Here is a 21,595-nt window from a genome sequence, read left to right on the forward strand (position 1 = left end):
ATAGTGATGATGGTGAAACCCATCTGAAGATTTTTCTAAAAGGAAGTGAAAATGATGGCAAAAGATGTATTGTGTGAAGTCAATAATTGTACTTTCTGGGAAAAAGGCAATCTATGTGGTGCTGATCAAATTTATGTAGTCAGCCATCGAGACCAGGCATCTACGAGCAAGGAAACTGACTGTAAAACATTTGAACCTCAATAAGAAATAGCCTATAGACGCTTTTATATGTAATTTTCGTACATATAAAGGCGCCTTCATTTTTCTAAAAAAAATAATTATTGCTATTTTTCAAATAGCATTATATACTAAAGCTACTAAATATTGAAAGTAGGTGAGCATGATGAATCTAATTGACTTTTTCATACCGAAGCAATTAAAGTTTTCATATTTATCATGCTCATTGGAAATAGGTTAATACCCTATTATTCATTTCTTTCATTTATGTGCGGATAAACCTTATGATCCTTTAATTGCGGGTCATAAGGTTTTTTATTTATCACAAAAATGGAGGAAAAGAATTTGAAAAAAAAGCATGAAAAACAACTCATCGGGCGAATTGCTATCGCCTATAACCATATGTACAAAATATTGACAAAAGAGCAAACCTTTTTACCCGCTAGCCTCCCTGGCAACTATCACTTTCAAGTTCAACATGAGGCAGACTATCCAGCGGTTGGTGATTGGGTTGTGTTTCACCAATTACCAAATGAAGATAAAGCAATGATCAAAGAAGTTTTACCACGAACGAGCAAGTTTTCAAGAAAAACTGCCGGAGTTGCTGTGAAGGAACAAATTATCGCTACTAACATTGATTATTTATTCATTGTTACAAGCATGAACGAAGATTTTAATATAGCAAGAATCGAGCGCTATTTAGTTGCAGCACAACATTCTGGAGCTTTACCTATTATTGTCTTAACAAAAGCTGATCTTTGTGAAGATAAAGGATGGATTTTGGATCAATTATTACTACTTGGCGTCGATTTCACAATGGTTAGTATGTTTCAACCTGAATCTGTAGAGGTCATTAAAGATTACTTAATTGGAGGCAAAACTGGTACATTTGTGGGATCATCTGGTGTCGGGAAATCTACACTTATTAACTTACTAACGAATGAGGAACGGATGAAGGTGGGCAATATTCGTGAAGATGATCAGAAAGGTCGTCACACCACAACCCATAGGGAATTAATTCAATTAGGTGACGGATATATCATCGATACACCAGGTATGCGTGAATTTCAACTTTGGGAAGATGATATAAATATAGGGGAGAGCTTTACAGATATTCAAGCACTAAGTGAGCAATGTAAATTTAGAAACTGCTCTCATCATAAAGAAGTGGGATGTGCCGTACAACAAGCAATTGATGAAGGAAAAATAACTGAGAAGAGGCTTAGCAGCTACTTTAAACTAGAACGAGAGTTAATCATGCTCGAGAAACGCCGTGCGAAACAAGAAAAGAAACGTATGAAAACAACGAATAAGAAAAAGAGTGCACGTTATGAGTGAAATTCATTTAACTGCAATCACAAAAGAGAATTGGTACGAAGTTGCATCATTACATGTTACAACAGAGCAGAGTAAATTTGTGGAAAGTAATGCTACCTCTATCATTCAACAACAGTTTGAACCAACTTTACAAACCTATGCGATTACAGTAAATCAGCAAATCATTGGCTTTGTTATGTATAATCGTCAGCTAGAAGAACTGAATGGGTATTGGATTTATCGTATTATGATTTGTGATAGTCATCAACAAAAGGGATATGCCAAGCAAGCATTAAAACTTATCGTGACAGAAATGAAACAGTTAGCTAGAAAACCACTTATTATTGCAGGTATTCATCGTGAAAATCATGCTAGTATTGCTCTGTTTAAAGCGGTGGGCTTCATTAATAGTGGACATCATTTTGGCAAAGAACCGGCTTATATTTTGTCCATAAACGAATAATAGCTTTTGCATAAAGTGAAAATTCATTAGGAGGAAGATGAATGGCTGAGGCGATAGAAGTATTATTAGATCAGTTAGCCGCAAATGCAGACGATCCTAGTTGGTATACCCCCTTCTTGCAAACGGTTGATGAAATTAGTGAAGAAGAAGCGTTTATGAAGCCAAACGATAAAAGTCATAGCATAGCCGAAATTACACGACATCTCATTTACTGGAATGAAGTTTGGCATATTCGCTTTAAAGAAAATAATGTTGGGACAGTTCAACGAATCGAAAATAACGATTGGAGCTTTTTCGTTCCTAAGGGAACAAACTTTTCAGATTTAAAAGCTTCACTCTTAGTTAAGTTACAACACTGGCAAAAACTCCTAACAACCAATGAATTATTGGATCAATATGTCGAAGGATTTCCTGTTACAGCCCATTGGTGGGCAATCATTGCCAATGTCACTTCACACAACGCTTACCATATAGGACAGATAGCTTATTTGAAGAAATTAATAAAGTCATCTCATTAGAAAATCCGAACAATCGTTCGGATTTTCTCCTTTAAAATGCTTGTACCATTTTTCTTAGTTCTCTTCGCAAGATTTTTTTAGCAGCGTTTCTTGGAATTTGATCGACAATAAAGAATCTCTTCGGAATTTTGTACTTCGCTAATTTTTCTTGGCAATATTCCTCGAGCTCTTTATGAGAAACTTCTGCGTCTTTCTTAATTACAACAAATGCTACCGGCACTTCTCCCCATGTGGAATCTTTCATACCTATCACACCTGTATCATCAACAGCTGGATGTGCTGCAACAATTCCTTCTACCTCAGCAGGATACACATTTTCTCCACCTGAAATAATCAAATCAGAGCGACGGTCAAGCACATAAAGAAAGCCATCTTCATCTAGAAGGCCTATATCCCCTGTTGCTAACCAACCTTGTTGAATTTTTTCAGCAGTTGCCTCATCTTTTCCTAAATAACCACTTGTTACATTCGGCCCTTTAACAAAAATTTCACCAGATTCATTCGCCTCTGCCACTTCACCAGTCTCTCGACATATCTTTACTTGAGAAGGAAATAAGGCTTTACCAGCCGAACCTAACTTTTTAATACTATCCTCAGGTGATAATGTTACGATTTGTGAGGATGTCTCTGTCATCCCATATGTTTGATAAACCGGAATACCACAAGAAACGGAATCTTCTAATAGTGCACGCGATGCCGGTCCCCCTCCAAGTAACATACAGCGAAATGAATCGTGCAACGGCTGCTGTTGCAAACGTTCTACCATTTTTTTCAACATCGTACTGACTGCAGACATAATGGTCACTTTTTGCTCACGAATCAGTGTTATCGTTTTATCCGCATCAAAACTATCAAGTAGTACAATCTTATGACCATATATGAGTCCTCTCATAAGAATGGAGAAACCGCTTATATGAAATAACGGGACAGCACATAACCATACATCATCATCCCTTAATCCAAGGTTCAAACTTGAGCCAACAGCACTCCATAAGTGATTACCGTAAGTTTGCATCACACCTTTTGGATGACCTGTCGTGCCTGACGTGTACATAATTGTGCAAATATGATCTAATTGGACTTCACTTACTATCATAGGCTCCTCGAAATCATCAACCATGATTTCCTCTTTCACAAGTAAACGAAGGGATGATACTTCCATTTCAACATCAGCTCTAACTTTTTTAAAAGCATCTTCAGTTATAAAAAAAACAGACCCTGAATCCTGTAGTTGCCAAATGATTTCTTTACTCGTTAATCTACTATTCAATATTACCGCTTTAACGCCAAGAAGTTGCAAAGCGAATAAAACGAAAACCGATTGAAGATTATTCTTAAGCAGTACACCCACGAATTGTGATTGCTTTACTCCTTTAGCTGATAAGATACCAGCCCACCGATATGCCTCATGATAAACGGTTTCAAAAGTATAACTTTTTCCTTCGTAATAAAATGCTTCTCTTTTCGGTGTAGATAGAAACCTTTTATAAATAAAATTTTGCATCTCTTGATTAGACAAAACAGACACCTTCTTTAATATAGTCACAACGAATCCTAAAAAGAAACAATGGCAAAACAGCTTGATGGTTATCCCATCAAGCTGCTCATTTTATCATTTCATTAAGGGAAACGTGGGAATTGTCCAAAGTCCGGATCACGTTTTTCTTTAAATGCGTCTCTTCCTTCTTTTGCTTCATCAGAAGTATAGTAAAGAAGTGTTGCATCTCCAGCAAACTGTTGAAGGCCTGCTAGACCATCAGTATCTGCATTAAATGCAGCTTTTAAGAAACGAATCGCAGTTGGACTTTTTGATAGAATTTCTTCACACCATTGAATCGTTTCCTCTTCTACTTTTTCAAGTGGCACTACTGTATTAACTAGTCCCATATCTAAAGCTTCTTGTGCGTTATATTGACGGCATAAGAACCAAATCTCACGCGCTTTCTTGTGGCCTACAAGACGTGCCAAGTAACCAGAACCGTAACCAGCATCAAAGCTTCCAACTTTAGGACCTGTTTGACCAAATACAGCATTATCTGCAGCAATTGTTAAATCACAAACAACGTGAAGAACATGTCCACCACCAATAGCATAACCTTTTACCATTGCAATAACAGGTTTAGGAATGACACGAATTAATCGTTGTAAGTCCAGTACGTTCAAACGAGGAATCTGGTCATCTCCAACATATCCGCCATGTCCTCGGACTTTTTGGTCCCCACCAGAACAGAAAGCTTTATCCCCTGCTCCTGTAAGAACGATTACACCTACATTAGAATCATCTCGTGCGTATGCAAATGCATCCATTAATTCCATTACAGTTTTCGGAGTGAATGCATTATGTACGTGCGGACGGTTAATTGTAATTTTAGCAATACCGTTATATGTTTCATATAGAATTTCTTCATATTTACGGCCTGCTACCCATTCTACTGCTGACATTTCGAAGTCCTCCTTCTATATTACTAACTCATTTTGTAATTTTAATAGTGCTTCCTATCATATTTTAGCAATAATTGACGAAAAACACACCTTTTTTCATCATTTTCTTCTAATAGGTTGATGTTTCCAATAAAAATTTCTCTATTTCATCTACATACTGTAAAGGTTTTTCAAGGTGAACGGTATGGCCTGATTTTTCAATCGTTTGATGTGTAGCACGTTGAATACGCATAGACATTTCTTCACCAATCGTACAAAACTTTTGATCGATTGAACCGGTCAAAATAAGGACTGGCATCTGAAGCTCAGCTATCGCTGTCCACCAATTAGGTTGCGCACCAGTACCCATCCCAATAAGACTGTTTATTAACCCTTGGGGGCTATTTCTCAGACGTTGCGTACGTACCAGCTCTCTCTTATGTGCTGTTAATTTCTTTTGACTTGCGAACAAAGGAATTTTTTCCCAATAATTCACAAATCCCTCTATTTCTTTATCTTTAATCAATTGACAGATTTTCTTATCATTTTTAATACGTATTTCTCTATCTTCAATAGATTCAATTCCTGGTGTTGTACTCTCAAGGATCAGGCGATGGACCTTTTCTGGAAAAAGCAGAGCAAAGGTAATGGCTAATCGCCCACCCATTGAATAACCAATTACATCAACTTTACTTATTTTCATAAGGTTTATTAAATGTGCTAGCATAGCCGCTTGCTCTTCAATTTGATAATGAGAAATATCATCCGGTGATTCTGACTGTCCGTGACCAATAATATCCGGTGCAATGATTGTTCGATCAGATATTATTTCTGAATAAAATTGCCAACCGCTGCTATTACCTGTAAATCCATGAAGTGCCATGATTGGTTCTCCATGACCGAAAGTTTCGACATGATATTTCACGTTTTTGTAGAAAAAGTCCATTACTCTTCGTCCTTTATTCTCTTATCTATTTCCCGGGAAACAGATTCCCACAAATTCCGATGCTCTTTTACATTATTTTCTCTATTGGTCATAACCTCAATTACCTTTAAATGAGATGTCTCCGTCGCAATTGCTTCCGAGAACTGCTGCCAGTCTTCCACCTTTATATAATCTCCACCAAACATTGTTACACTGTGTGAGAAATCTATGTTCAATGGCGTACCAAATAATAATTCAAAATGCTTCGGGTGTTCTGATTGTGGTAAGAAAGAGAAAATCCCTCCGCCATTATTATTAATAACAATAATCGTAATAGGAATATGGTATAGTTTACTAACAATCAACCCATTCAAGTCGTGGAAAAAGGTTAAATCTCCAACAATTAGATAAAGTGGTTGTGTATACATTGCCACGCCTAGCGCTGTGGAAATTGTACCGTCAATACCATTTGCTCCTCTATTACCTAAAATCCTCATAGATTTGTTATTAATAAAATAAAAGCTATCTAAATCCCGAATGGGCATGCTATTCCCAACGAAAATCGTAGACTCTTCAGGCAGTAACTGACCTAATTGGGCAAATATCTTTCCCTCATTGAGTTGTTCAATCTCCAATACTTTTACCATTTCTTTTTTTGCCACTTCATTAACGACCTGCCATAAAGTAAGATAGCCATTCTCTTTAATAGCAAAAGTATTGGCACGAAGAATCAGTTCTTCACAAAATTGTTTCTCATCACAATATATCATATCTGTTGATAACAATGAGGGATCTCTAAAGCCTCCTCCACCATCGACAATTAATTGACGCGTTTCTGGATACTGCTTCATAAACAGTAGCAACGGTTTCGATACTGGCATCGCGCCAAAACGAATGATTAACTCAGGTTGCAACTCAACTTTCGCTGTCTCACTTTTCAAAATGGCATCATATGCATCAATGATTTGGCTTTGTTCATGGCATCCACTGCGTAATTGTGAAAGTGGATCAGCAATAATCGGAAATTGTAGTGCTTTTCCAAGTTCAACAATCTTATGTGAAAGGTCCGCATCATCCATAGGTCCGCAGATAATCATTCCTTTATTATATGTTGAAACAGTTTGCGCAATAGTATCAAATTGGGCATCATCCACTGTTAAAATAGATGGTGACACTGTCATATACTTTTGTTCTCTAGAAGAGCTAAGGAAAATCTCCGGATCGTTTAGGTCAGGAATAAGCGGTTCCCTAAACGGAAAATTCATATGAACAGGACCTTCTGGATTTCTCTTCGCAGTAGCAACTGCTCTTACAGCAGCCGTACGGACATAATTAATCATCGAAGGCCCATTTTCAGGTGGTGCCATTTCTGCAAACCATTTGACATGTTTTCCGTACATTTGAATTTGATCGATAGCTTGTGGCGCGCCTATATCTCTTAGTTCATGAGGGCGGTCTGCAGTAAAGACAAGTAGAGGTACTCGAGAGTAAAACGCTTCGATTATCGCAGGATAGTAATTTGCTGCTGCTGTACCCGAAGTACATAAAATGGCGACTGGACGTTTTGTCCCTTTGGCTATTCCAAGAGCAAAGAAAGCTGCCGAACGTTCATCAACATGGATATGGACTTGAAGGTCTGGGTGCTCAGCCATTACCATAGCCATGGGCGTAGAACGAGATCCAGGACTGACGACCACATCTTCTACGCCATTTTTTACTAGTTCAGAAATGAAAGCCGCAATGTATTTAGTTAAAGCCTGTTGATGGCTCATTTCAGTTCCCCTCCAAGCGCTGATAACATTGGTCTAAACTTAATTTTCGTTTCCTGAAATTCACTTTCAACTTCAGAATCTTTCACAACACCACATCCAGCAAAGATCGAAGCCTCATTACCTTGTATTAATCCTGATCGCAATGCCACTGCAAAATCGCCATTGCCTTGGTAATCAAGCCAGCCAATTGGACTACCATATAACCCTCTGTCCAAAATCTCTAAACCCCTAATGACTTCTATAGCTTTTTCTGTCGGAACTCCACCTAGAGCTGGTGTTGGGTGCAGTTTTTCTATAATTGCCAAGAGCGACCCTTCCTTACTAGCTGCTGCAATAACTGGTGTATAAAGATGTTGAATATCTCTTAATTTTAAAAGTTGCGGACCCTCAGGTAATTCGACTTCTGTACCTACCATTTCCATCGCTTGACGAATCATATCTACAACGTATTGATGCTCTTGGAGATTTTTTTCATCTTGTAATAATTCTTTCCCGAGAACATCATCCTCTTCCTTTGTCTCTCCTCTTTTCATTGAGCCCGCTAAACAAGTCGTATAAAGCGTATGACCTTGTTTTTTCACTAACCGTTCTGGTGTCGCTCCAATAAAACAATCGGACCCCGACTCAAAGGCAAAGATAAAGCTGTTTTTTTGCTTGTCTAAAAGATTTTGTAGGACGCTTTCAATTTGTACAGGATGAGCAAAAGTAAGTCTCGTTTCTCTCGCCAAAACAACTTTTTGTATAACGTTTTTTTTCATCTCATCTACTACTTGTGCGACAGCTTTCTTCCATTCTCTAGACGCCACCTCATGTTGGGCAATCACCTTGTTATTTATCCCCGTAGGTAATACTTTAGCATTTTGTAATAATTGCCTACGTTCCTCTAACATATCCTCAATACGTTCTTCTCTATCGTGTGGATGAACAAGCATATTCGTTGTTAAAAAAGCACGACCACCAGTAATAGTGCACATATATTGCGGTAGATGAAAATCTGTATGCTTATATTGACTCCATAATTTGGTCTTTTCTTTCAGAGGATCGAAAGTGAATCCACCAAATAATGTTGGACCAATCGCGTCGATTGAGTATGAATTATGGATTATTGCATCATCAAGCAATGACTGCCACTTTTTTTGTACATAAAAAAAGCGGTCAGTAGTCTGATCCGATTGAAATAAATAGTTAATACCAACACCAGTTATTACAACCTCATTATCAGAACCTGTCCAAAAAAACCGATCACCTAGTTCTGTCTTTTTTCCTGCTCCAAAAAAAGCTAAAGGGTCTATGCAATCTATCTCACAAACCTCACTAAATAAAATATCATGGTTCGTTCGTTGTGCTTTCGATAACGCTTTAATAAACCCTTCTTTAAATTCTGTGTGCTGTAAAGTAAACAAAAAAATCCCTCCAATAACAGCTACAGTCAGCTGCTATTCTTCATTCATTAAAGATACACCTCTTGCTTAAATGCTGTCAATCATTCCAATCAATACACTTCCTTATTATATATTATTTTGAGTAAAATAAGCACTGTTCGTTCTTTAGTAGGAAATATCCTCCTTCGCTTCTTTCAAAATTCAATTGACACTTAATAGGACATTACCTAAACTTAAGAAAGTGATTTGTTTTATTTGACTTAATTGGAGGTACTAAAAAGTGCAAACACAACCTAATATAAACACGCCACATTCTACGAAGAAGAAATGGCAAATCTGGTGGCAATTAACACGTCCACATACATTAACAGCTGCCTTTGTTCCTGTACTACTAGGTAGCGCATTGGCTATTTATGAAACGTCGTTAGATGCCGGACTTTTTATCGCCATGATGGTTGCTAGTCTTTTCCTTCAAATTGCAACGAATATGTTCAATGAATATTATGACTTCAAACGCGGCAATGACACAGCTGAGTCTGTAGGGATTGGTGGAGCAATTGTTAGAGAGGGGATTAAACCACATGTTGTGCTTAACTCCGCTTTAGGGTTATACGGCGCTTCCATCTTGATAGGGATTTATATTTGCATGAATAGCAGTTGGTGGTTAGCAGCTGTTGGACTTCTAGGTATGGCTATTGGCTATTTATACACAGGTGGGCCATTACCAATTGCCTATACACCTTTTGGTGAAATTATTTCTGGTTTTGTTATGGGTATGTTACTTATTTTGATCTCATTTTTTATTCAAACTGGCACAGTAACTACGACAAGTGTTCTTGTGGCCATTCCTAGTCTTTTATTAGTTGGAGGTATTATGCTCTCTAATAATATTCGAGACTTAGATGGGGACAAGGAATTTGGTCGAAAAACATTAGCTATTTTAATCGGACGTCCAAAAGCCGTAAAATTATTAGCAACCATGTTTATCGTTTCTTATATATGGGTATTTATTTTAATTGTAATGCAAGTTGTTTCACCATGGCTTGCACTCGTGGTACTAAGTGCACCAAAACCAATCAATGCCATTAAAGGCTTTAAAGGCAAGACGATTGCATATGAGATGGTCCCAGCAATGAAAAATACTGCCCAAACAAACACTGTATTTGGATTACTACTTTCTATAGGATTATTAATCGGATATATTCTATAAAATCAGTAGCACTTTGCTAAGCGCCTTTTACTTATAAGGCGCTTTTTCCTACTTTTTTAGCATTCAATCTCTGCTTAGCGTACCATAAGATGATAAAATAAATGAATAATTATCGCAATTTTTCACTTATTTTAACCAACAACGGCACATCTAGAAAGCGACTAAAGTATTTGAACTAGGTCATATTATAAGAAAAGCTGCAGTGAAACCTACCTAATAATCAAGATGAAAACTTAATACATCCTGAATTCACCCATGTAAGATGCTAAATAGGAATAGATACAAAGGACGAAATCTCACTAAAGATTGTAAGGAGGATGAAAGATGCTGGATAGTCAGTATAAAGCACAATGTAGTACCGAGTATGGTCGTTTAAAAACTGTCGTATTATGCGAACCAACCTACATGAATATTGAGAATCAAATCAATGAAACACAAAGAAGGTATTCTGATAAAGGCTTTAATGTGGAGCAAGCCATCATTCAGCATCAACAATTCGTTGCAAAATTAAAAGATTTAGGGATTGAGGTCGTACTTTTACCTCCAGGTAAAAACTATCCTGAACAAGTGTTTACGCGTGACATTGGTTTCACCCTTGGGGACACTGTATTTATCGCTGCGATGGCAACGAAAATAAGACATGGTGAAGAAGATATTTTACAAGAGTGGTTAAAATCCCATAATGTATCTTATAACAATATAAAACATGGTCATGTTGAAGGTGGAGATGTCATTATCGATCAAGATACCGTTTATATTGGACAAAGTGACCGTTCCGATACGATTGGTATTCAATATTTACAATCTAACTTACCACATATGAAAGTATTACCAGTACCATTTACTAAATCCTTTTTACATTTAGACTGTATCTTTAACGTGCTATCTCCTACAGAAGCACTCCTATATCCAGGACAAATGGATAAAAAAGTAGAAGAATATTTATATTCAAGATATGACATTATTGAGGTCTCTAAGGAAGAACAGTTCACACTAGGAACAAATGTCCTTTCTGTAGGTAATAGACAAGTATTCTCACAACCAATCAATACACAAGTAAATCGAGCTCTAAGTCAAAGAGGCTTCGAAGTAATCGAAGTAGATATTTCTGAAATCATAAAATCCGGTGGTGCCTTCCGCTGTTGCACAATGCCCCTATTACGTTTAACAGACCCAGCTTATTTTGATTGAGGAACAAATGCGGTTGAGTGAATAAATATAGAGACTCCCTCCGTTTTCTCTAGCATTTATAATATAGTGCTTATACGTTCCAACATAAATAAAAAGCAGAAGTGTGTATAATGAAGCACACCCCTGCTTTTTTTATCTATTTAATCCCCCATATCCCTTGAGCATATTCATTAATTGTTCGGTCGCTGGAAAAGAAACCTGATTTAGCGATATTGTTAAGGCTCATTTTCCGCCATTTCTCCTGTTTTTCATAAGCGTACCCCGCTTTTTCCTGAATATGAACATAGCTAGAGAAATCACGTAAAACAAAATATTGGTCATTTTCCATAATTAGAGAATCATAAATGGGTTCAAATTCATCAAATACATCAGGAAAGAAACCATTTCTTAACTGGTCCATTACTTGCCGAATTCGATGATCATGATGATAATATTCAGTCGCTTGATAGCCACCATGAGCATAATAATGATTGACCTCATCAGAGCGTAAACCGAAGATAAAAATATTCTCATCACCTACGCGCTCATGAATTTCAACATTAGCACCATCCATCGTTCCAACAGTAATCGCACCATTCATCATGAATTTCATATTTCCAGTTCCAGACGCCTCTTTACTTGCCGTCGAAATTTGCTCACTAATGTCTGCTGCAGGAAAAACATCCTCTGCCAGTGATACCCGATAGTTCTCAAGGAAAATCACCTTAAGGTATTCATTTGTTTTAGGATCATGATTTACCTTTTTAGCAACAGTATTAATAAGCTTTATTACCTTCTTAGCAAAATAATATCCTGGAGAAGCTTTCGCACCAAAAATGAATGTACGGGGGTGCATTTTAAAACTCTCATCTTCTTTGATTCGATTATATAAATACATGACATGAAAAATATTTAATAGTTGTCTCTTATATGCATGTAATCTCTTTACTTGAATATCGAATATGGAATGGGTATCAATTTTTATTCCTGTTTGGGTAAAAATACGATGGGCAAGATTTTCTTTATTTGCGTGTTTAATATCAGCAAGTCTCGTTAACAAGTCTGTATCATTTTCATATTTTAATAATAATGCCATTTGCTCTGGATCACGAATCCATTCCGCTCCCAACTTTTCTGTTATTAAATCAGCAAGCGACTGATTAGATTTAAGTAACCAGCTACGATGCGTAATGCCATTTGTTTTATTATTAAACTTCTTAGGAAAAAACTGATAAAATGAATGCATTTCTCGATATTTTAATATCTCGGTATGGAGTGCAGCCACTCCGTTTACACTATGGCTACCTACAATAGCCAAATGAGCCATTTTTACTTGGTCATGAGCAATAATCGCCATGTTTTCGATATGCTGCCATTTGCCAGGATACTTTTCCCAAAGCTTGGCACAGAACCGTTCATTGATCTCATTGACAATCATATACATTCTTGGTAATAACGGTTGGAAAATGCGAACTGGCCATTTTTCCAGTGCTTCAGATAAGGTCGTATGATTAGTGTAAGAGATTGTTTGTGTAGTTACTTCCCAGGCATCATCCCAACCAAGCTTTTCTTCATCAATTAATATCCTCATTAATTCTGGAATCGCTAATACTGGATGCGTATCATTAATATGAATACTAATATATTGATGGAATTCCTTCATATCCTTATGCTGTCGTTTAAATGAGCGTATGATCGACTGAAGACTTGCACGAACTAAAAAATATTGTTGTTTTAACCTCAGTATCTTGCCTTCATCTTGCGTATCATCAGGATATAAAAACTCAGATATTGCTTCAGTCTCTTTTTTATATTTTAAGACATCTTGATTGGTAGGATAACGGACTGGCTCTGCACTCCATAACCTAAGTGTATTAATCGTTTCAGTATGATACCCGACGACTGGCATATCATATGGTACTGCAGTTACTCTTTCAGCATGGATGTGTTGAAACACTTGTCTGCCATTTTCTTCACGTATATCTACTTCTCCCCAAAACGGAATTTCAACTGATAAATCTGCCTTTCTCACTTCCCAGACATGACCATTCCTTAACCATTGATCGGGTAGTTCTACTTGATATCCATCAACCACTTTTTGTTCGAATAACCCGTGCTTGTATCTAATCCCACAACCATGGCCAGGCAAATTAAGAGAAGCTAATGAGTCAAGGAAACAGGCTGCTAATCGACCTAAACCTCCATTACCTAATCCTGCATCTGATTCTACTTCCTCTAAAGAGCTTAATTCGATACCTAAATCTTGCAACCCAGCAGACACCACTTGCTCTATCCCTAAATTTAATAAGTTGTTTCGAAGTAGTCGACCTAATAAAAACTCTATCGACAAATAATAAACCTGCTTTACTTGGTCTATCCTGTAACGCTCATTGGTATTAATCCATTCCGTACTTACATACTCACGTATTAATAAGCCCAATGTATAGTAATGATCTTTTTCTGTGCTATCAGCAAAGCTTTTTCCGCATGTCATCTCTAGCTTCTTTAAAAATGCCTCTTTAAATTCTTCTGTATTAGAAAACATGGCTCTCACTCCTAGAGATCACATCTGAATATAATTGATTATATTTAAAAGCGGATTGTGCCCAACTATAATCTTTTTCCATAGCAGTTATAACTAATTGACTCCACAGTGGTTGGTTCCGATAATATGCTAGTGCTCGACGATAAGTATAGAGCATATCATGTGCGTTAAAGTTTTTAAAAGTGAACCCCCAGCCCTCACCTGTCTTCTCATTATAAGACTGTACGGTATCATTCAATCCTCCTGTTTCTCTTACTATAGGAATGGCACCATATTTCATCGCAATGAGTTGACCTAATCCACAAGGCTCGAACTTAGACGGCATCAAAAATAGATCAGCACCCGCATATACTTGATGCGCTACTTCTTCATTGAACCCAATATAACATTTACATTTTTCCCCGTAATTAGCTTCCATTCTTCTGAAGAAATTTTCAAACGCTACATCGCCTGTGCCAATAAGAATAAATTGCACATTTTCTTGCATCATTTCATGGAATACTCTCTCTATTAAGTCCATACCTTTTTGTGTTGTTAACCTTGTGATCATAGCCACAATGGGGGTATTCCGATCTATCTTTAAATCGAATATTTTTTGTAAATATGCCTTGTTTTCCTTCTTTAATAGCCATTGCTCTGGATGAAATGCTTGATAAATCGTCGCATCTTTCTCTGGGTGATAGACGTCTTCATCAATTCCATTCAATATCCCAATTAAACGGTCCTTTCTTTCCTGTAACAAACCATTTAATCCCTCACCAAAATAATCTGTTAGAATCTCATCTCTATACGTAGGACTTACAGTTGTTATTTGATCAGCTGCTACTATGGCACCTTTCATAAAATTAATACAATCATAATACTTTAATTGATCTTCACGATAATACTCAAACCCCAACCCAAACAAATCATGAATGGCCTCTTTAGGGAAGACACCTTGAAAGTGTAGATTATGAATCGTAAAGACTGTTTTAATCAATTCATACCCACTTCTTTTTTGATAATGAACTCTTAATAAAAAAGGAATCATGCCTGTATGCCAATCATGGCAATGAATAATATCAGGATAATAGTCGAGCTGTGCCAGTGCTTCTAATACAGCTCTATTAAAATAAGCAAATCGCTCACCATCATCATCGTAACCATATAATTGTTCTCTCTTAAAATAGTATTCATTATCTACAAAATAAAAAGTAATATCATTTAACTCGAGCACTTCAATTCCACAATATTGATTGCGCCAGCCAACAGCGACTACGAATTCGGCTATCTTTTTTGTCTTATTCTTATATAAGGCAGGGATGTTCCCATACTTCGGTAATATTATTCTTACTTCCGTCCCTTGTTTCGTTAATTCCTTCGGTAACGAACCTGCGACATCTGCTAATCCACCTGATTTAATAAAAGGGACACATTCTGAGACGGCAAATAATACTTTCACGAATTCATCAACGCTCCTTGAATTGACCCTTTTTTAACAACAAAAGGGACCGATTGTGTGCCTGTTAAGTAGGTTCCTTCTTCTACTTTCACATCTTTATCTAAAATAACAGAATCTAATACACATCCCTCTTGAATCTCACATTTCTGCATAATCACACAGTTTCTTACTATCGTATTTTTACCGACTTTTACACCCCTAGCAATAATACTATTTTCTACTTTTCCTTCTATTTGGCAACCGTTGGCCACAATAGAATTCTTTACTTCACAACCATTTAGATATCTTGTTGGCGGTTCATCTTTTACTTTTGTATAAATTGGAAAATCTCTTAAAAATAAATTTCTCCAGACATCGGGGGTTAGTAGTTCCATGCTCGCTTGAAAATAAGATTGGACAGAATCGATAGTTACTGCCTCCCCCTTATATTCATAATGACAAATTGTGTAAGGCTGATGGATATCAGCCATAATATCACTTATACATGTATAACCTGTTTGTCTCCGAGTTTGAATCATATCTATTAGAAGATCTTTTTTGACCAAATACATTTCTAAAGGTTGATTTAGCTGTTGAATTGACGTAATATCACAGCCAGATTGAATATGTCGCTGTAAAACTGGTGAGAAATCAATATTACAAACGGTATAGCAATTAGCAATTAATGCATAATCTTGTGAACTACGATAAAAATAATCAATGTTAGCGACAAAATGATTAAATGAACCAATCCCACTATTTGAACTATCAATCATCGGTGATGGGAAGAAGAAAAGACCATCTCTTTTTCTATCTAGATCCCAGTTCTTCCCCGATCCTAGATGATCCATCAAAGATCGGTATTGATATTTCGGAAAAATCGCCACACTCTCTATTCCTGAATTGACCATATTAGAGAGAATAAAATCTATTAGTCTATATCTTCCAGCAAAAGGAACAGCAGCTAAAGAACGATGAAGGGTTAACTCATCCAGTCCCTTATGATAAGTTGTCGCATCAATGACTCCTAATAAACGATTATTCAATCAATATCCCCCCAGTAAAAATCATACAGTTCTACATTTATGCAAAATGACAAATACTTTCTGGCGTGATTAACAATGCTTCACTTGTTTCTTTTCTTTCTTTAATTACTGTCCCATCTGGTATAACTATATTAGATGGGACAATGACTTTTTCTAATATGACATTCTTACCAATCCTTGTATTTGGCATAACTACTGACTCTTTAATAACAGACCCTTTATCAATCGCTACACCTTGAAAGAGAACTGATTTGATTACCTCGCCTTCAATCGTACATCCTTCATTTACTAAAGATTGTTTGACCTTTGCTTGTGGAGAAATATATTGTGGAGGATGGTTAGGATTAACTGAGTAAATTCTCCAGTCTTGATCAAAAAGATTTAACTCACAATTGTCATCTAATAAATCCATATTAGCTTCCCATAGACTTTGAACTGTACCAACGTCTTTCCAATAACCATTAAAAGGATAGGCATAAAGTTTCTTATTTAACTTCAACATCTCAGGAATAATATCTTTTCCAAAATCATGGCTTGAGTCCTTATTTTGATTATCCTTTTGTAAAAACTCATTTAGTACTGACCATTTAAAGATATAAATGCCCATTGATGCTAAATTATTCTTTGCTTGCTCAGGTTTTTCTTCAAAATCTTCTATTCTCATATCTAAAGAAGTATTCATAATACCAAAACGATTTGTTTCATGCCACGGGACCTCTATAACAGAGATTGTCGCATCAGCTCCTTTACTAATATGGTAATCTAGCATTAAGTCATAGTTCATTTTGTAAATATGGTCACCTGATAAAATTAATACATATTCGGGGTTATGTTGCTCTAAATAATTGATATTCTGATAGATAGCACTTGCCGTACCTGTATACCATTTGACTTCAGAAGATTCACTGTATGGGGGAAGTACTGTCACACCGCCATTTCTTCTATCCAAATCCCAAGCGCTTCCTATGCCAATATATGAATTGAGTATTAGCGGTTGATATTGTGTTAGTACACCGACTGTATCGATGCCTGAATTTGTACAATTACTAAGTGTAAAATCGATGATGCGGTATTTACCTCCAAAAGGTACAGCTGGTTTAGCAAGCTCCTTCGTCAAAGAATTAAGGCGGCTTCCTTTGCCTCCAGCAAGCAACATCGCTACACATTTCTTGTTAGCCATTTACAACATCACTCCTTTTTCTTTTTCTAACAGGACGTAAAACTGAAATACCGAATGGTGGTATCGTCATTTCGATGCTGTATGGTTTTCCATGATAGGATAGTTTTTTTGTATTTAATACACGTTTATTAATACAATGGGAGCCACCAAATTCATTATTATCACTATTAAACACTTCTCTATAACTCCCATTTTTAGGAACACCCATTCGAAAATTCATATATACTTGAGGGGAAAAGTTACATACAACAATTAATATTTCTTGTTCTTCTACTCCTTTACGAATAAATGAAAAAATGGATTGCTGATGGTTATTAGCATCAATCCACTCAAAACCTTCTGATCTGTGGTCCCATTCATATAATGATTTAGATCTCTTATATAACTTTATTAACTTCTTCACATAATGATTCGTTTTTGCATGCATTTCATACTGAAGTAAGTGCCAATCCAACTCAGCTTCATCTTTCCACTCGGCAAATTGTCCTAGCTCAAACCCCATAAATAACAGCTTTTTACCTGGATGTGTCATCATAAAACCTAAGAGCAAACGATATTGGGCAAATTTTTGCCAATAATCTCCTGGCATCTTGTCTAGCAGGGATTTCTTCCCATGGACAACCTCATCATGTGATAACGGTAAGAGAAAATTTTCGGAGTATGCATACATTAATGAAAAAGTCATTTTATTATGGTGGTATTGCCGTTCATGTGGGGCTTTCTCCATATAAGATAATACATCATTCATCCACCCCATATTCCATTTATAACTGAAACCTAATCCGCCATAGTGAACAGGAGCCGTTACTTGGGGCCAATCTGTAGAATCCTCTGCCATCATCAAGATAGAAGGATCATAAGCAAAAACAGCCTTATTTAATTTCTGTAAAAATTGAATACCAAATGGATTTTCCCTATTCTCGTTATTAGGCCAAAAAATGATATTTGATACTGCATCAATTCTAAATCCATCGACATGGTATTTTTCCATCCAAAAAATAGCATTGGATATGAGGAAACTATGAACCTCTGTTTTACTTAAATTAAAATTAGCTGTACCCCAAACAAAATTTTCCCTATCAGCTTCTGTTTCGTATTCATAAACATATTCACCATCTAAACAATATAGCCCATGTTGATCTTTACAGAAATGTCCTGGTACCCAATCTAAAATAACACCAATATTATTTTGATGACATTGATCAATAAAAAACATTAAATCTTTTGGTTCACCATATCTACTAGTAGCCGAATAATAGCCTGTTCCTTGATACCCCCATGAACGATCATAAGGGTGTTCAATTATAGGCATCAATTCAATATGTGTAAAACCATGCTCCTTTACGTAAGGAATGATTTCTTCTGCTAGTTCACTGTATGTCAATAAAAGGCCATTCCTCTTTTTCCATGTACCTAAGTGCATCTCATATATCATCATAGGTTCTGAAAATGCTTTCCTTTGTTGTTTTTCCTTTTGCCAGCCTTGGTCCTTCCATTTGTAACCTTCTAAGGAATAAACAATCGAAGCAGTACTAGGCCGTAATTCTGAACAAAAAGCAAAAGGATCAGCCTTTAAAAAAGTTTGTTCATCCTTGTTCTTAATTGCATATTTATAAATTTCTCCTGTTAAATCTCCATCTAGCTGAATTCTCCATATCCCCTCTTTATTTACTTTATCTAATGAAAAACCTTCGCCATTCCAATGATTAAAAGAACCAACTAATGATATTGAGGTGGCATGTGGAGCATAGATAGTAAAGGAAGTAACCCAATTATCTCCTTCTTTATGACGGTGTGATCCAAACAGTTCGTATGCCTTAAATAAGCTTCCTTCATGAAACAAGTGCATTTCGAATTCAGTGGGGTATGCAGTTGTATTCATCTTAATTCATTCCACTCCTTGTATTACATTACTCTTTCTTAAATAATTCGTCTTAAGTATAAAAATCCCTTGTTATTTTTCAAATTATTTTGACATCTAATGACAGATAATATAACATCCAAAAAGTGTTAGCCACATAAAAAAGAAGCTGTCAACTTATGTTGACAGCTTCTTTTTTATGACCCCTACGGGATTCGAACCCGTGTTACCGCCGTGAAAGGGCGGTGTCTTAACCGCTTGACCAAGGGGCCAACTGGCGGAGAAGGAGGGATTTGAACCCTCGCGCCGGTTGCCCGACCTACACCCTTAGCAGGGGCGCCTCTTCAGCCACTTGAGTACTTCTCCATATGGCTCCGCAGGTAGGATTCGAACCTACGACCGTTCGGTTAACAGCCGAATGCTCTACCACTGAGCTACTGCGGAATAATATAAATGGTGGGCCTAAATGGACTCGAACCATCGACCTCACGCTTATCAGGCGTGCGCTCTAACCAGCTGAGCTATAGGCCCCTATTTAAGCGGGTGAAGGGAATCGAACCCTCATCATCAGCTTGGAAGGCTGAGGTTTTACCACTAAACTACACCCGCAATGGGGCGGCTGATGGGAATCGAACCCACGAATGTCGGAACCACAATCCGATGCGTTAACCACTTCGCCACAACCGCCATAAAAGATGGCTCAGGACGGAATCGAACCGCCGACACAAGGATTTTCAGTCCTTTGCTCTACCGACTGAGCTACTGAGCCAAAATAATAAATATGTAAATGGCGGTCCGGACGGGACTCGAACCCGCGACCTCCTGCGTGACAGGCAGGCATTCTAACCAACTGAACTACCGGACCAGATTGCGGGGGCAGGATTTGAACCTGCGACCTTCGGGTTATGAGCCCGACGAGCTACCGGACTGCTCCACCCCGCGATAATAATATGAATGGCGGAGGAAGAGGGATTCGAACCCCCGCGGGCTTTAACACCCCTGTCGGTTTTCAAGACCGATCCCTTCAGCCAGACTTGGGTATTCCTCCGAATAATGGTGGACCTTGTAGGACTCGAACCTACGACCGGACGGTTATGAGCCGTCTGCTCTAACCAGCTGAGCTAAAGGTCCATCATTCTATCTATGGTAGCGGCGGAGGGGATCGAACCCCCGACCTCACGGGTATGAACCGTACGCTCTAGCCAGCTGAGCTACACCGCCATAGAATATATTGTATAAAATTAATTGGTGGAGCCTAGCGGGATCGAACCGCTGACCTCCTGCGTGCAAAGCAGGCGCTCTCCCAGCTGAGCTAAGGCCCCTAAAAATATATATGTATATCTAGTGGTCGGGAAGACAGGATTCGAACCTGCGACCCCTTGGTCCCAAACCAAGTGCTCTACCAAGCTGAGCTACTTCCCGATACAAAACGCGCCCGAGAGGAGTCGAACCCCTAACCTTTTGATCCGTAGTCAAACGCTCTATCCAATTGAGCTACGGGCGCTTAATTTTAAAAAGAATGGTGCCGAGGACCGGAATCGAACCGGTACGGTAGTCACCTACCGCAGGATTTTAAGTCCTGTGCGTCTGCCAGTTCCGCCACCCCGGCACATATTGGAGCGGAAGACGGGATTCGAACCCGCGACCCTCACCTTGGCAAGGTGATGTTCTACCACTGAACTACTTCCGCAAATATTTAAAATGAAAAATGGTGCGGGTGAAGGGAGTCGAACCCCCACGCCTTGCGGCGCCAGATCCTAAGTCTGGTGCGTCTGCCAATTCCGCCACACCCGCATATTAAAATGATCAAATGGTGAGCCATGAAGGACTCGAACCTTCGACCCTCTGATTAAAAGTCAGATGCTCTACCAACTGAGCTAATGGCTCGTACAAAGCACGAGTGGTGCCGGCCAGAGGACTTGAACCCCCAACCTACTGATTACAAGTCAGTTGCTCTACCAATTGAGCTAGGCCGGCAAATACACACAAAAAATGGTGGAGGATGACGGGATCGAACCGCCGACCCTCTGCTTGTAAGGCAGATGCTCTCCCAGCTGAGCTAATCCTCCAATATGTATGCCCGGCAACGTCCTACTCTCACAAGGGGACAGCCCCTAACTACCATCGGCGCTTTAGAAGCTTAACTTCCGTGTTCGGTATGGGAACGGGTGTGACCTTCTCGCTATCG

16 protein-coding genes, 21 tRNA genes and 1 rRNA gene are annotated in these 21,595 nt (G+C 38.0%); 6 read left to right on the forward strand and 32 right to left on the reverse strand.

Annotated elements, in window-relative coordinates; translation table 11 throughout:
- The first annotated feature begins 54 nt into the window (after positions 1 to 54).
- The 4 genes from U9M49_RS18940 (at position 55) to U9M49_RS18955 (ending at position 2,475) form a co-directional block, all read left to right on the forward strand.
- The gene (locus tag U9M49_RS18940; RefSeq protein ID WP_095372149.1) at positions 55 to 204 is read left to right on the forward strand and encodes a DUF1540 domain-containing protein; all 150 of its coding nucleotides are present in this window, start codon (positions 55 to 57) and stop codon (positions 202 to 204) included.
- 318 nt (positions 205 to 522) lie between these two features.
- Complete coding sequence (gene rsgA, locus U9M49_RS18945) at positions 523 to 1,515, forward strand: ribosome small subunit-dependent GTPase A (RefSeq protein ID WP_322910381.1); 993 nt, start codon at positions 523 to 525, stop codon at positions 1,513 to 1,515.
- On the forward strand, positions 1,508 to 1,957 hold the full coding sequence (locus tag U9M49_RS18950) for a GNAT family N-acetyltransferase (protein WP_322910382.1): 450 nt from the start codon (positions 1,508 to 1,510) through the stop codon (positions 1,955 to 1,957). Before rsgA ends, U9M49_RS18950 begins: the two co-directional genes overlap by 8 nt.
- A gap of 41 nt (positions 1,958 to 1,998) precedes the next feature.
- Positions 1,999 to 2,475 carry a DinB family protein gene (locus U9M49_RS18955; protein ID WP_322910383.1) on the forward strand — a complete coding sequence of 159 codons (477 nt, stop codon included), beginning with the start codon at positions 1,999 to 2,001 and terminating at the stop codon, positions 2,473 to 2,475.
- A 31-nt stretch (positions 2,476 to 2,506) separates the two neighbouring features.
- Here the strand turns inward: U9M49_RS18955 and U9M49_RS18960 are convergent, their stop codons facing one another.
- The 5 genes from U9M49_RS18960 to U9M49_RS18980 form a co-directional block, all read right to left on the reverse strand.
- Positions 2,507 to 3,994 (reverse strand): o-succinylbenzoate--CoA ligase, encoded by a 1,488-nt coding sequence (locus U9M49_RS18960; protein WP_322910384.1) that lies wholly within the window; start codon positions 3,992 to 3,994, stop codon positions 2,507 to 2,509.
- A gap of 101 nt (positions 3,995 to 4,095) precedes the next feature.
- Positions 4,096 to 4,917: a 1,4-dihydroxy-2-naphthoyl-CoA synthase gene (gene menB / locus U9M49_RS18965; protein ID WP_095372144.1), complete on the reverse strand. Its 822-nt coding sequence runs from the start codon at positions 4,915 to 4,917 to the stop codon at positions 4,096 to 4,098.
- A 109-nt stretch (positions 4,918 to 5,026) separates the two neighbouring features.
- The gene (menH, locus tag U9M49_RS18970; RefSeq protein WP_322910385.1) at positions 5,027 to 5,842 is read right to left on the reverse strand and encodes a 2-succinyl-6-hydroxy-2,4-cyclohexadiene-1-carboxylate synthase; all 816 of its coding nucleotides are present in this window, start codon (positions 5,840 to 5,842) and stop codon (positions 5,027 to 5,029) included.
- Positions 5,842 to 7,593 carry a 2-succinyl-5-enolpyruvyl-6-hydroxy-3-cyclohexene-1-carboxylic-acid synthase gene (menD, locus tag U9M49_RS18975; protein WP_322910386.1) on the reverse strand — a complete coding sequence of 584 codons (1,752 nt, stop codon included), beginning with the start codon at positions 7,591 to 7,593 and terminating at the stop codon, positions 5,842 to 5,844. The genes menH and menD overlap by 1 nt, the downstream gene beginning before the upstream one ends.
- Positions 7,590 to 8,996, reverse strand: a complete 1,407-nt coding sequence (locus U9M49_RS18980) for an isochorismate synthase (protein ID WP_322910387.1) — start codon at positions 8,994 to 8,996, stop codon at positions 7,590 to 7,592. Before U9M49_RS18980 ends, menD begins: the two co-directional genes overlap by 4 nt.
- Before the next feature lie 259 nt (positions 8,997 to 9,255).
- Here U9M49_RS18980 and U9M49_RS18985 point away from each other — a divergent pair, with 259 nt between their 5' ends.
- Positions 9,256 to 10,185, forward strand: coding sequence for a 1,4-dihydroxy-2-naphthoate polyprenyltransferase (locus tag U9M49_RS18985; RefSeq protein WP_095372140.1), 930 nt, complete (start codon positions 9,256 to 9,258; stop codon positions 10,183 to 10,185).
- A gap of 324 nt (positions 10,186 to 10,509) precedes the next feature.
- A complete protein-coding gene (locus tag U9M49_RS18990; RefSeq protein WP_322910388.1) occupies positions 10,510 to 11,376 on the forward strand; it encodes a dimethylarginine dimethylaminohydrolase family protein in 867 nt (288 codons plus the stop codon).
- A 136-nt stretch (positions 11,377 to 11,512) separates the two neighbouring features.
- Here U9M49_RS18990 and U9M49_RS18995 read toward each other — a convergent pair whose 3' ends face one another.
- The 27 genes from U9M49_RS18995 to rrf form a co-directional block, all read right to left on the reverse strand.
- A complete protein-coding gene (locus U9M49_RS18995) occupies positions 11,513 to 13,900 on the reverse strand; it encodes a glycogen/starch/alpha-glucan phosphorylase (protein ID WP_322910389.1) in 2,388 nt (795 codons plus the stop codon).
- Entirely contained in the window at positions 13,890 to 15,341 is a 1,452-nt protein-coding gene (glgA, locus tag U9M49_RS19000; RefSeq protein ID WP_307316614.1) for a glycogen synthase GlgA, read from the reverse strand. The genes U9M49_RS18995 and glgA overlap by 11 nt, the downstream gene beginning before the upstream one ends.
- Positions 15,338 to 16,366 carry a sugar phosphate nucleotidyltransferase gene (locus U9M49_RS19005; RefSeq protein WP_095372137.1) on the reverse strand — a complete coding sequence of 343 codons (1,029 nt, stop codon included), beginning with the start codon at positions 16,364 to 16,366 and terminating at the stop codon, positions 15,338 to 15,340. The genes glgA and U9M49_RS19005 overlap by 4 nt, the downstream gene beginning before the upstream one ends.
- Before the next feature lie 37 nt (positions 16,367 to 16,403).
- Complete coding sequence (locus tag U9M49_RS19010) at positions 16,404 to 17,546, reverse strand: glucose-1-phosphate adenylyltransferase (RefSeq protein ID WP_095372136.1); 1,143 nt, start codon at positions 17,544 to 17,546, stop codon at positions 16,404 to 16,406.
- Positions 17,539 to 19,428, reverse strand: a complete 1,890-nt coding sequence (gene glgB, locus U9M49_RS19015; protein WP_095372135.1) for a 1,4-alpha-glucan branching enzyme — start codon at positions 19,426 to 19,428, stop codon at positions 17,539 to 17,541. Before glgB ends, U9M49_RS19010 begins: the two co-directional genes overlap by 8 nt.
- 179 nt (positions 19,429 to 19,607) lie before the next feature.
- A tRNA-Glu gene (locus U9M49_RS19020) sits at positions 19,608 to 19,679 on the reverse strand.
- A 3-nt stretch (positions 19,680 to 19,682) separates the two neighbouring features.
- Positions 19,683 to 19,773, reverse strand: a tRNA-Ser gene (locus tag U9M49_RS19025).
- Positions 19,774 to 19,776: 3 nt separating this feature from the next.
- Positions 19,777 to 19,851: transfer RNA gene (locus tag U9M49_RS19030), tRNA-Asn, on the reverse strand.
- A gap of 10 nt (positions 19,852 to 19,861) precedes the next feature.
- Positions 19,862 to 19,938, reverse strand: a tRNA-Ile gene (locus U9M49_RS19035).
- Positions 19,939 to 19,945: 7 nt separating this feature from the next.
- Positions 19,946 to 20,016, reverse strand: a tRNA-Gly gene (locus U9M49_RS19040).
- A 2-nt stretch (positions 20,017 to 20,018) separates the two neighbouring features.
- A tRNA-His gene (locus U9M49_RS19045) sits at positions 20,019 to 20,094 on the reverse strand.
- A gap of 9 nt (positions 20,095 to 20,103) precedes the next feature.
- Positions 20,104 to 20,176, reverse strand: a tRNA-Phe gene (locus U9M49_RS19050).
- A 19-nt stretch (positions 20,177 to 20,195) separates the two neighbouring features.
- A tRNA-Asp gene (locus tag U9M49_RS19055) sits at positions 20,196 to 20,272 on the reverse strand.
- A 3-nt stretch (positions 20,273 to 20,275) separates the two neighbouring features.
- Positions 20,276 to 20,349: transfer RNA gene (locus U9M49_RS19060), tRNA-Met, on the reverse strand.
- Positions 20,350 to 20,362: 13 nt separating this feature from the next.
- A tRNA-Ser gene (locus tag U9M49_RS19065) sits at positions 20,363 to 20,455 on the reverse strand.
- Positions 20,456 to 20,461: 6 nt separating this feature from the next.
- Positions 20,462 to 20,538: transfer RNA gene (locus U9M49_RS19070), tRNA-Ile, on the reverse strand.
- A gap of 13 nt (positions 20,539 to 20,551) precedes the next feature.
- Positions 20,552 to 20,628: transfer RNA gene (locus U9M49_RS19075), tRNA-Met, on the reverse strand.
- Positions 20,629 to 20,653: 25 nt separating this feature from the next.
- Positions 20,654 to 20,729 (reverse strand) — tRNA-Ala (locus U9M49_RS19080).
- A gap of 23 nt (positions 20,730 to 20,752) precedes the next feature.
- Positions 20,753 to 20,829, reverse strand: a tRNA-Pro gene (locus U9M49_RS19085).
- 8 nt (positions 20,830 to 20,837) lie between these two features.
- Positions 20,838 to 20,911, reverse strand: a tRNA-Arg gene (locus U9M49_RS19090).
- Positions 20,912 to 20,927: 16 nt separating this feature from the next.
- Positions 20,928 to 21,016, reverse strand: a tRNA-Leu gene (locus U9M49_RS19095).
- A gap of 6 nt (positions 21,017 to 21,022) precedes the next feature.
- Positions 21,023 to 21,097: transfer RNA gene (locus tag U9M49_RS19100), tRNA-Gly, on the reverse strand.
- A 19-nt stretch (positions 21,098 to 21,116) separates the two neighbouring features.
- Positions 21,117 to 21,201, reverse strand: a tRNA-Leu gene (locus U9M49_RS19105).
- 17 nt (positions 21,202 to 21,218) lie between these two features.
- Positions 21,219 to 21,294: transfer RNA gene (locus tag U9M49_RS19110), tRNA-Lys, on the reverse strand.
- 14 nt (positions 21,295 to 21,308) lie between these two features.
- A tRNA-Thr gene (locus tag U9M49_RS19115) sits at positions 21,309 to 21,384 on the reverse strand.
- A gap of 16 nt (positions 21,385 to 21,400) precedes the next feature.
- Positions 21,401 to 21,476, reverse strand: a tRNA-Val gene (locus U9M49_RS19120).
- Positions 21,477 to 21,485: 9 nt separating this feature from the next.
- Positions 21,486 to 21,595: ribosomal RNA gene (gene rrf, locus U9M49_RS19125) — 5S ribosomal RNA — on the reverse strand; the annotation flags it as partial.

The organism is Cytobacillus sp. OWB-43, from assembly GCF_034651445.1.
Lineage (GTDB): Bacteria > Bacillota > Bacilli > Bacillales > Cytobacillaceae > Cytobacillus > Cytobacillus kochii.

Bases quoted from the DNA above. Each gene is read 5' to 3' on its own strand.
- U9M49_RS18955 (WP_322910383.1), top strand. From the start codon at position 1,999: ATGGCTGAGGCGATAGAAGTATTATTAGATCAGTTAGCCGCAAATGCA.
- U9M49_RS18950 (WP_322910382.1), top strand. From the start codon at position 1,508: ATGAGTGAAATTCATTTAACTGCAATCACAAAAGAGAATTGGTACGAA.
- U9M49_RS18990 (WP_322910388.1), top strand. From the start codon at position 10,510: ATGCTGGATAGTCAGTATAAAGCACAATGTAGTACCGAGTATGGTCGT.
- glgB (WP_095372135.1), bottom strand. From the start codon at position 19,428: ATGAATACAACTGCATACCCCACTGAATTCGAAATGCACTTGTTTCAT.
- menH (WP_322910385.1), bottom strand. From the start codon at position 5,842: ATGGACTTTTTCTACAAAAACGTGAAATATCATGTCGAAACTTTCGGT.
- menD (WP_322910386.1), bottom strand. From the start codon at position 7,593: ATGAGCCATCAACAGGCTTTAACTAAATACATTGCGGCTTTCATTTCT.
- U9M49_RS18940 (WP_095372149.1), top strand. From the start codon at position 55: ATGGCAAAAGATGTATTGTGTGAAGTCAATAATTGTACTTTCTGGGAA.
- U9M49_RS19010 (WP_095372136.1), bottom strand. From the start codon at position 17,546: ATGGCTAACAAGAAATGTGTAGCGATGTTGCTTGCTGGAGGCAAAGGA.
- U9M49_RS18995 (WP_322910389.1), bottom strand. From the start codon at position 13,900: ATGTTTTCTAATACAGAAGAATTTAAAGAGGCATTTTTAAAGAAGCTA.
- menB (WP_095372144.1), bottom strand. From the start codon at position 4,917: ATGTCAGCAGTAGAATGGGTAGCAGGCCGTAAATATGAAGAAATTCTA.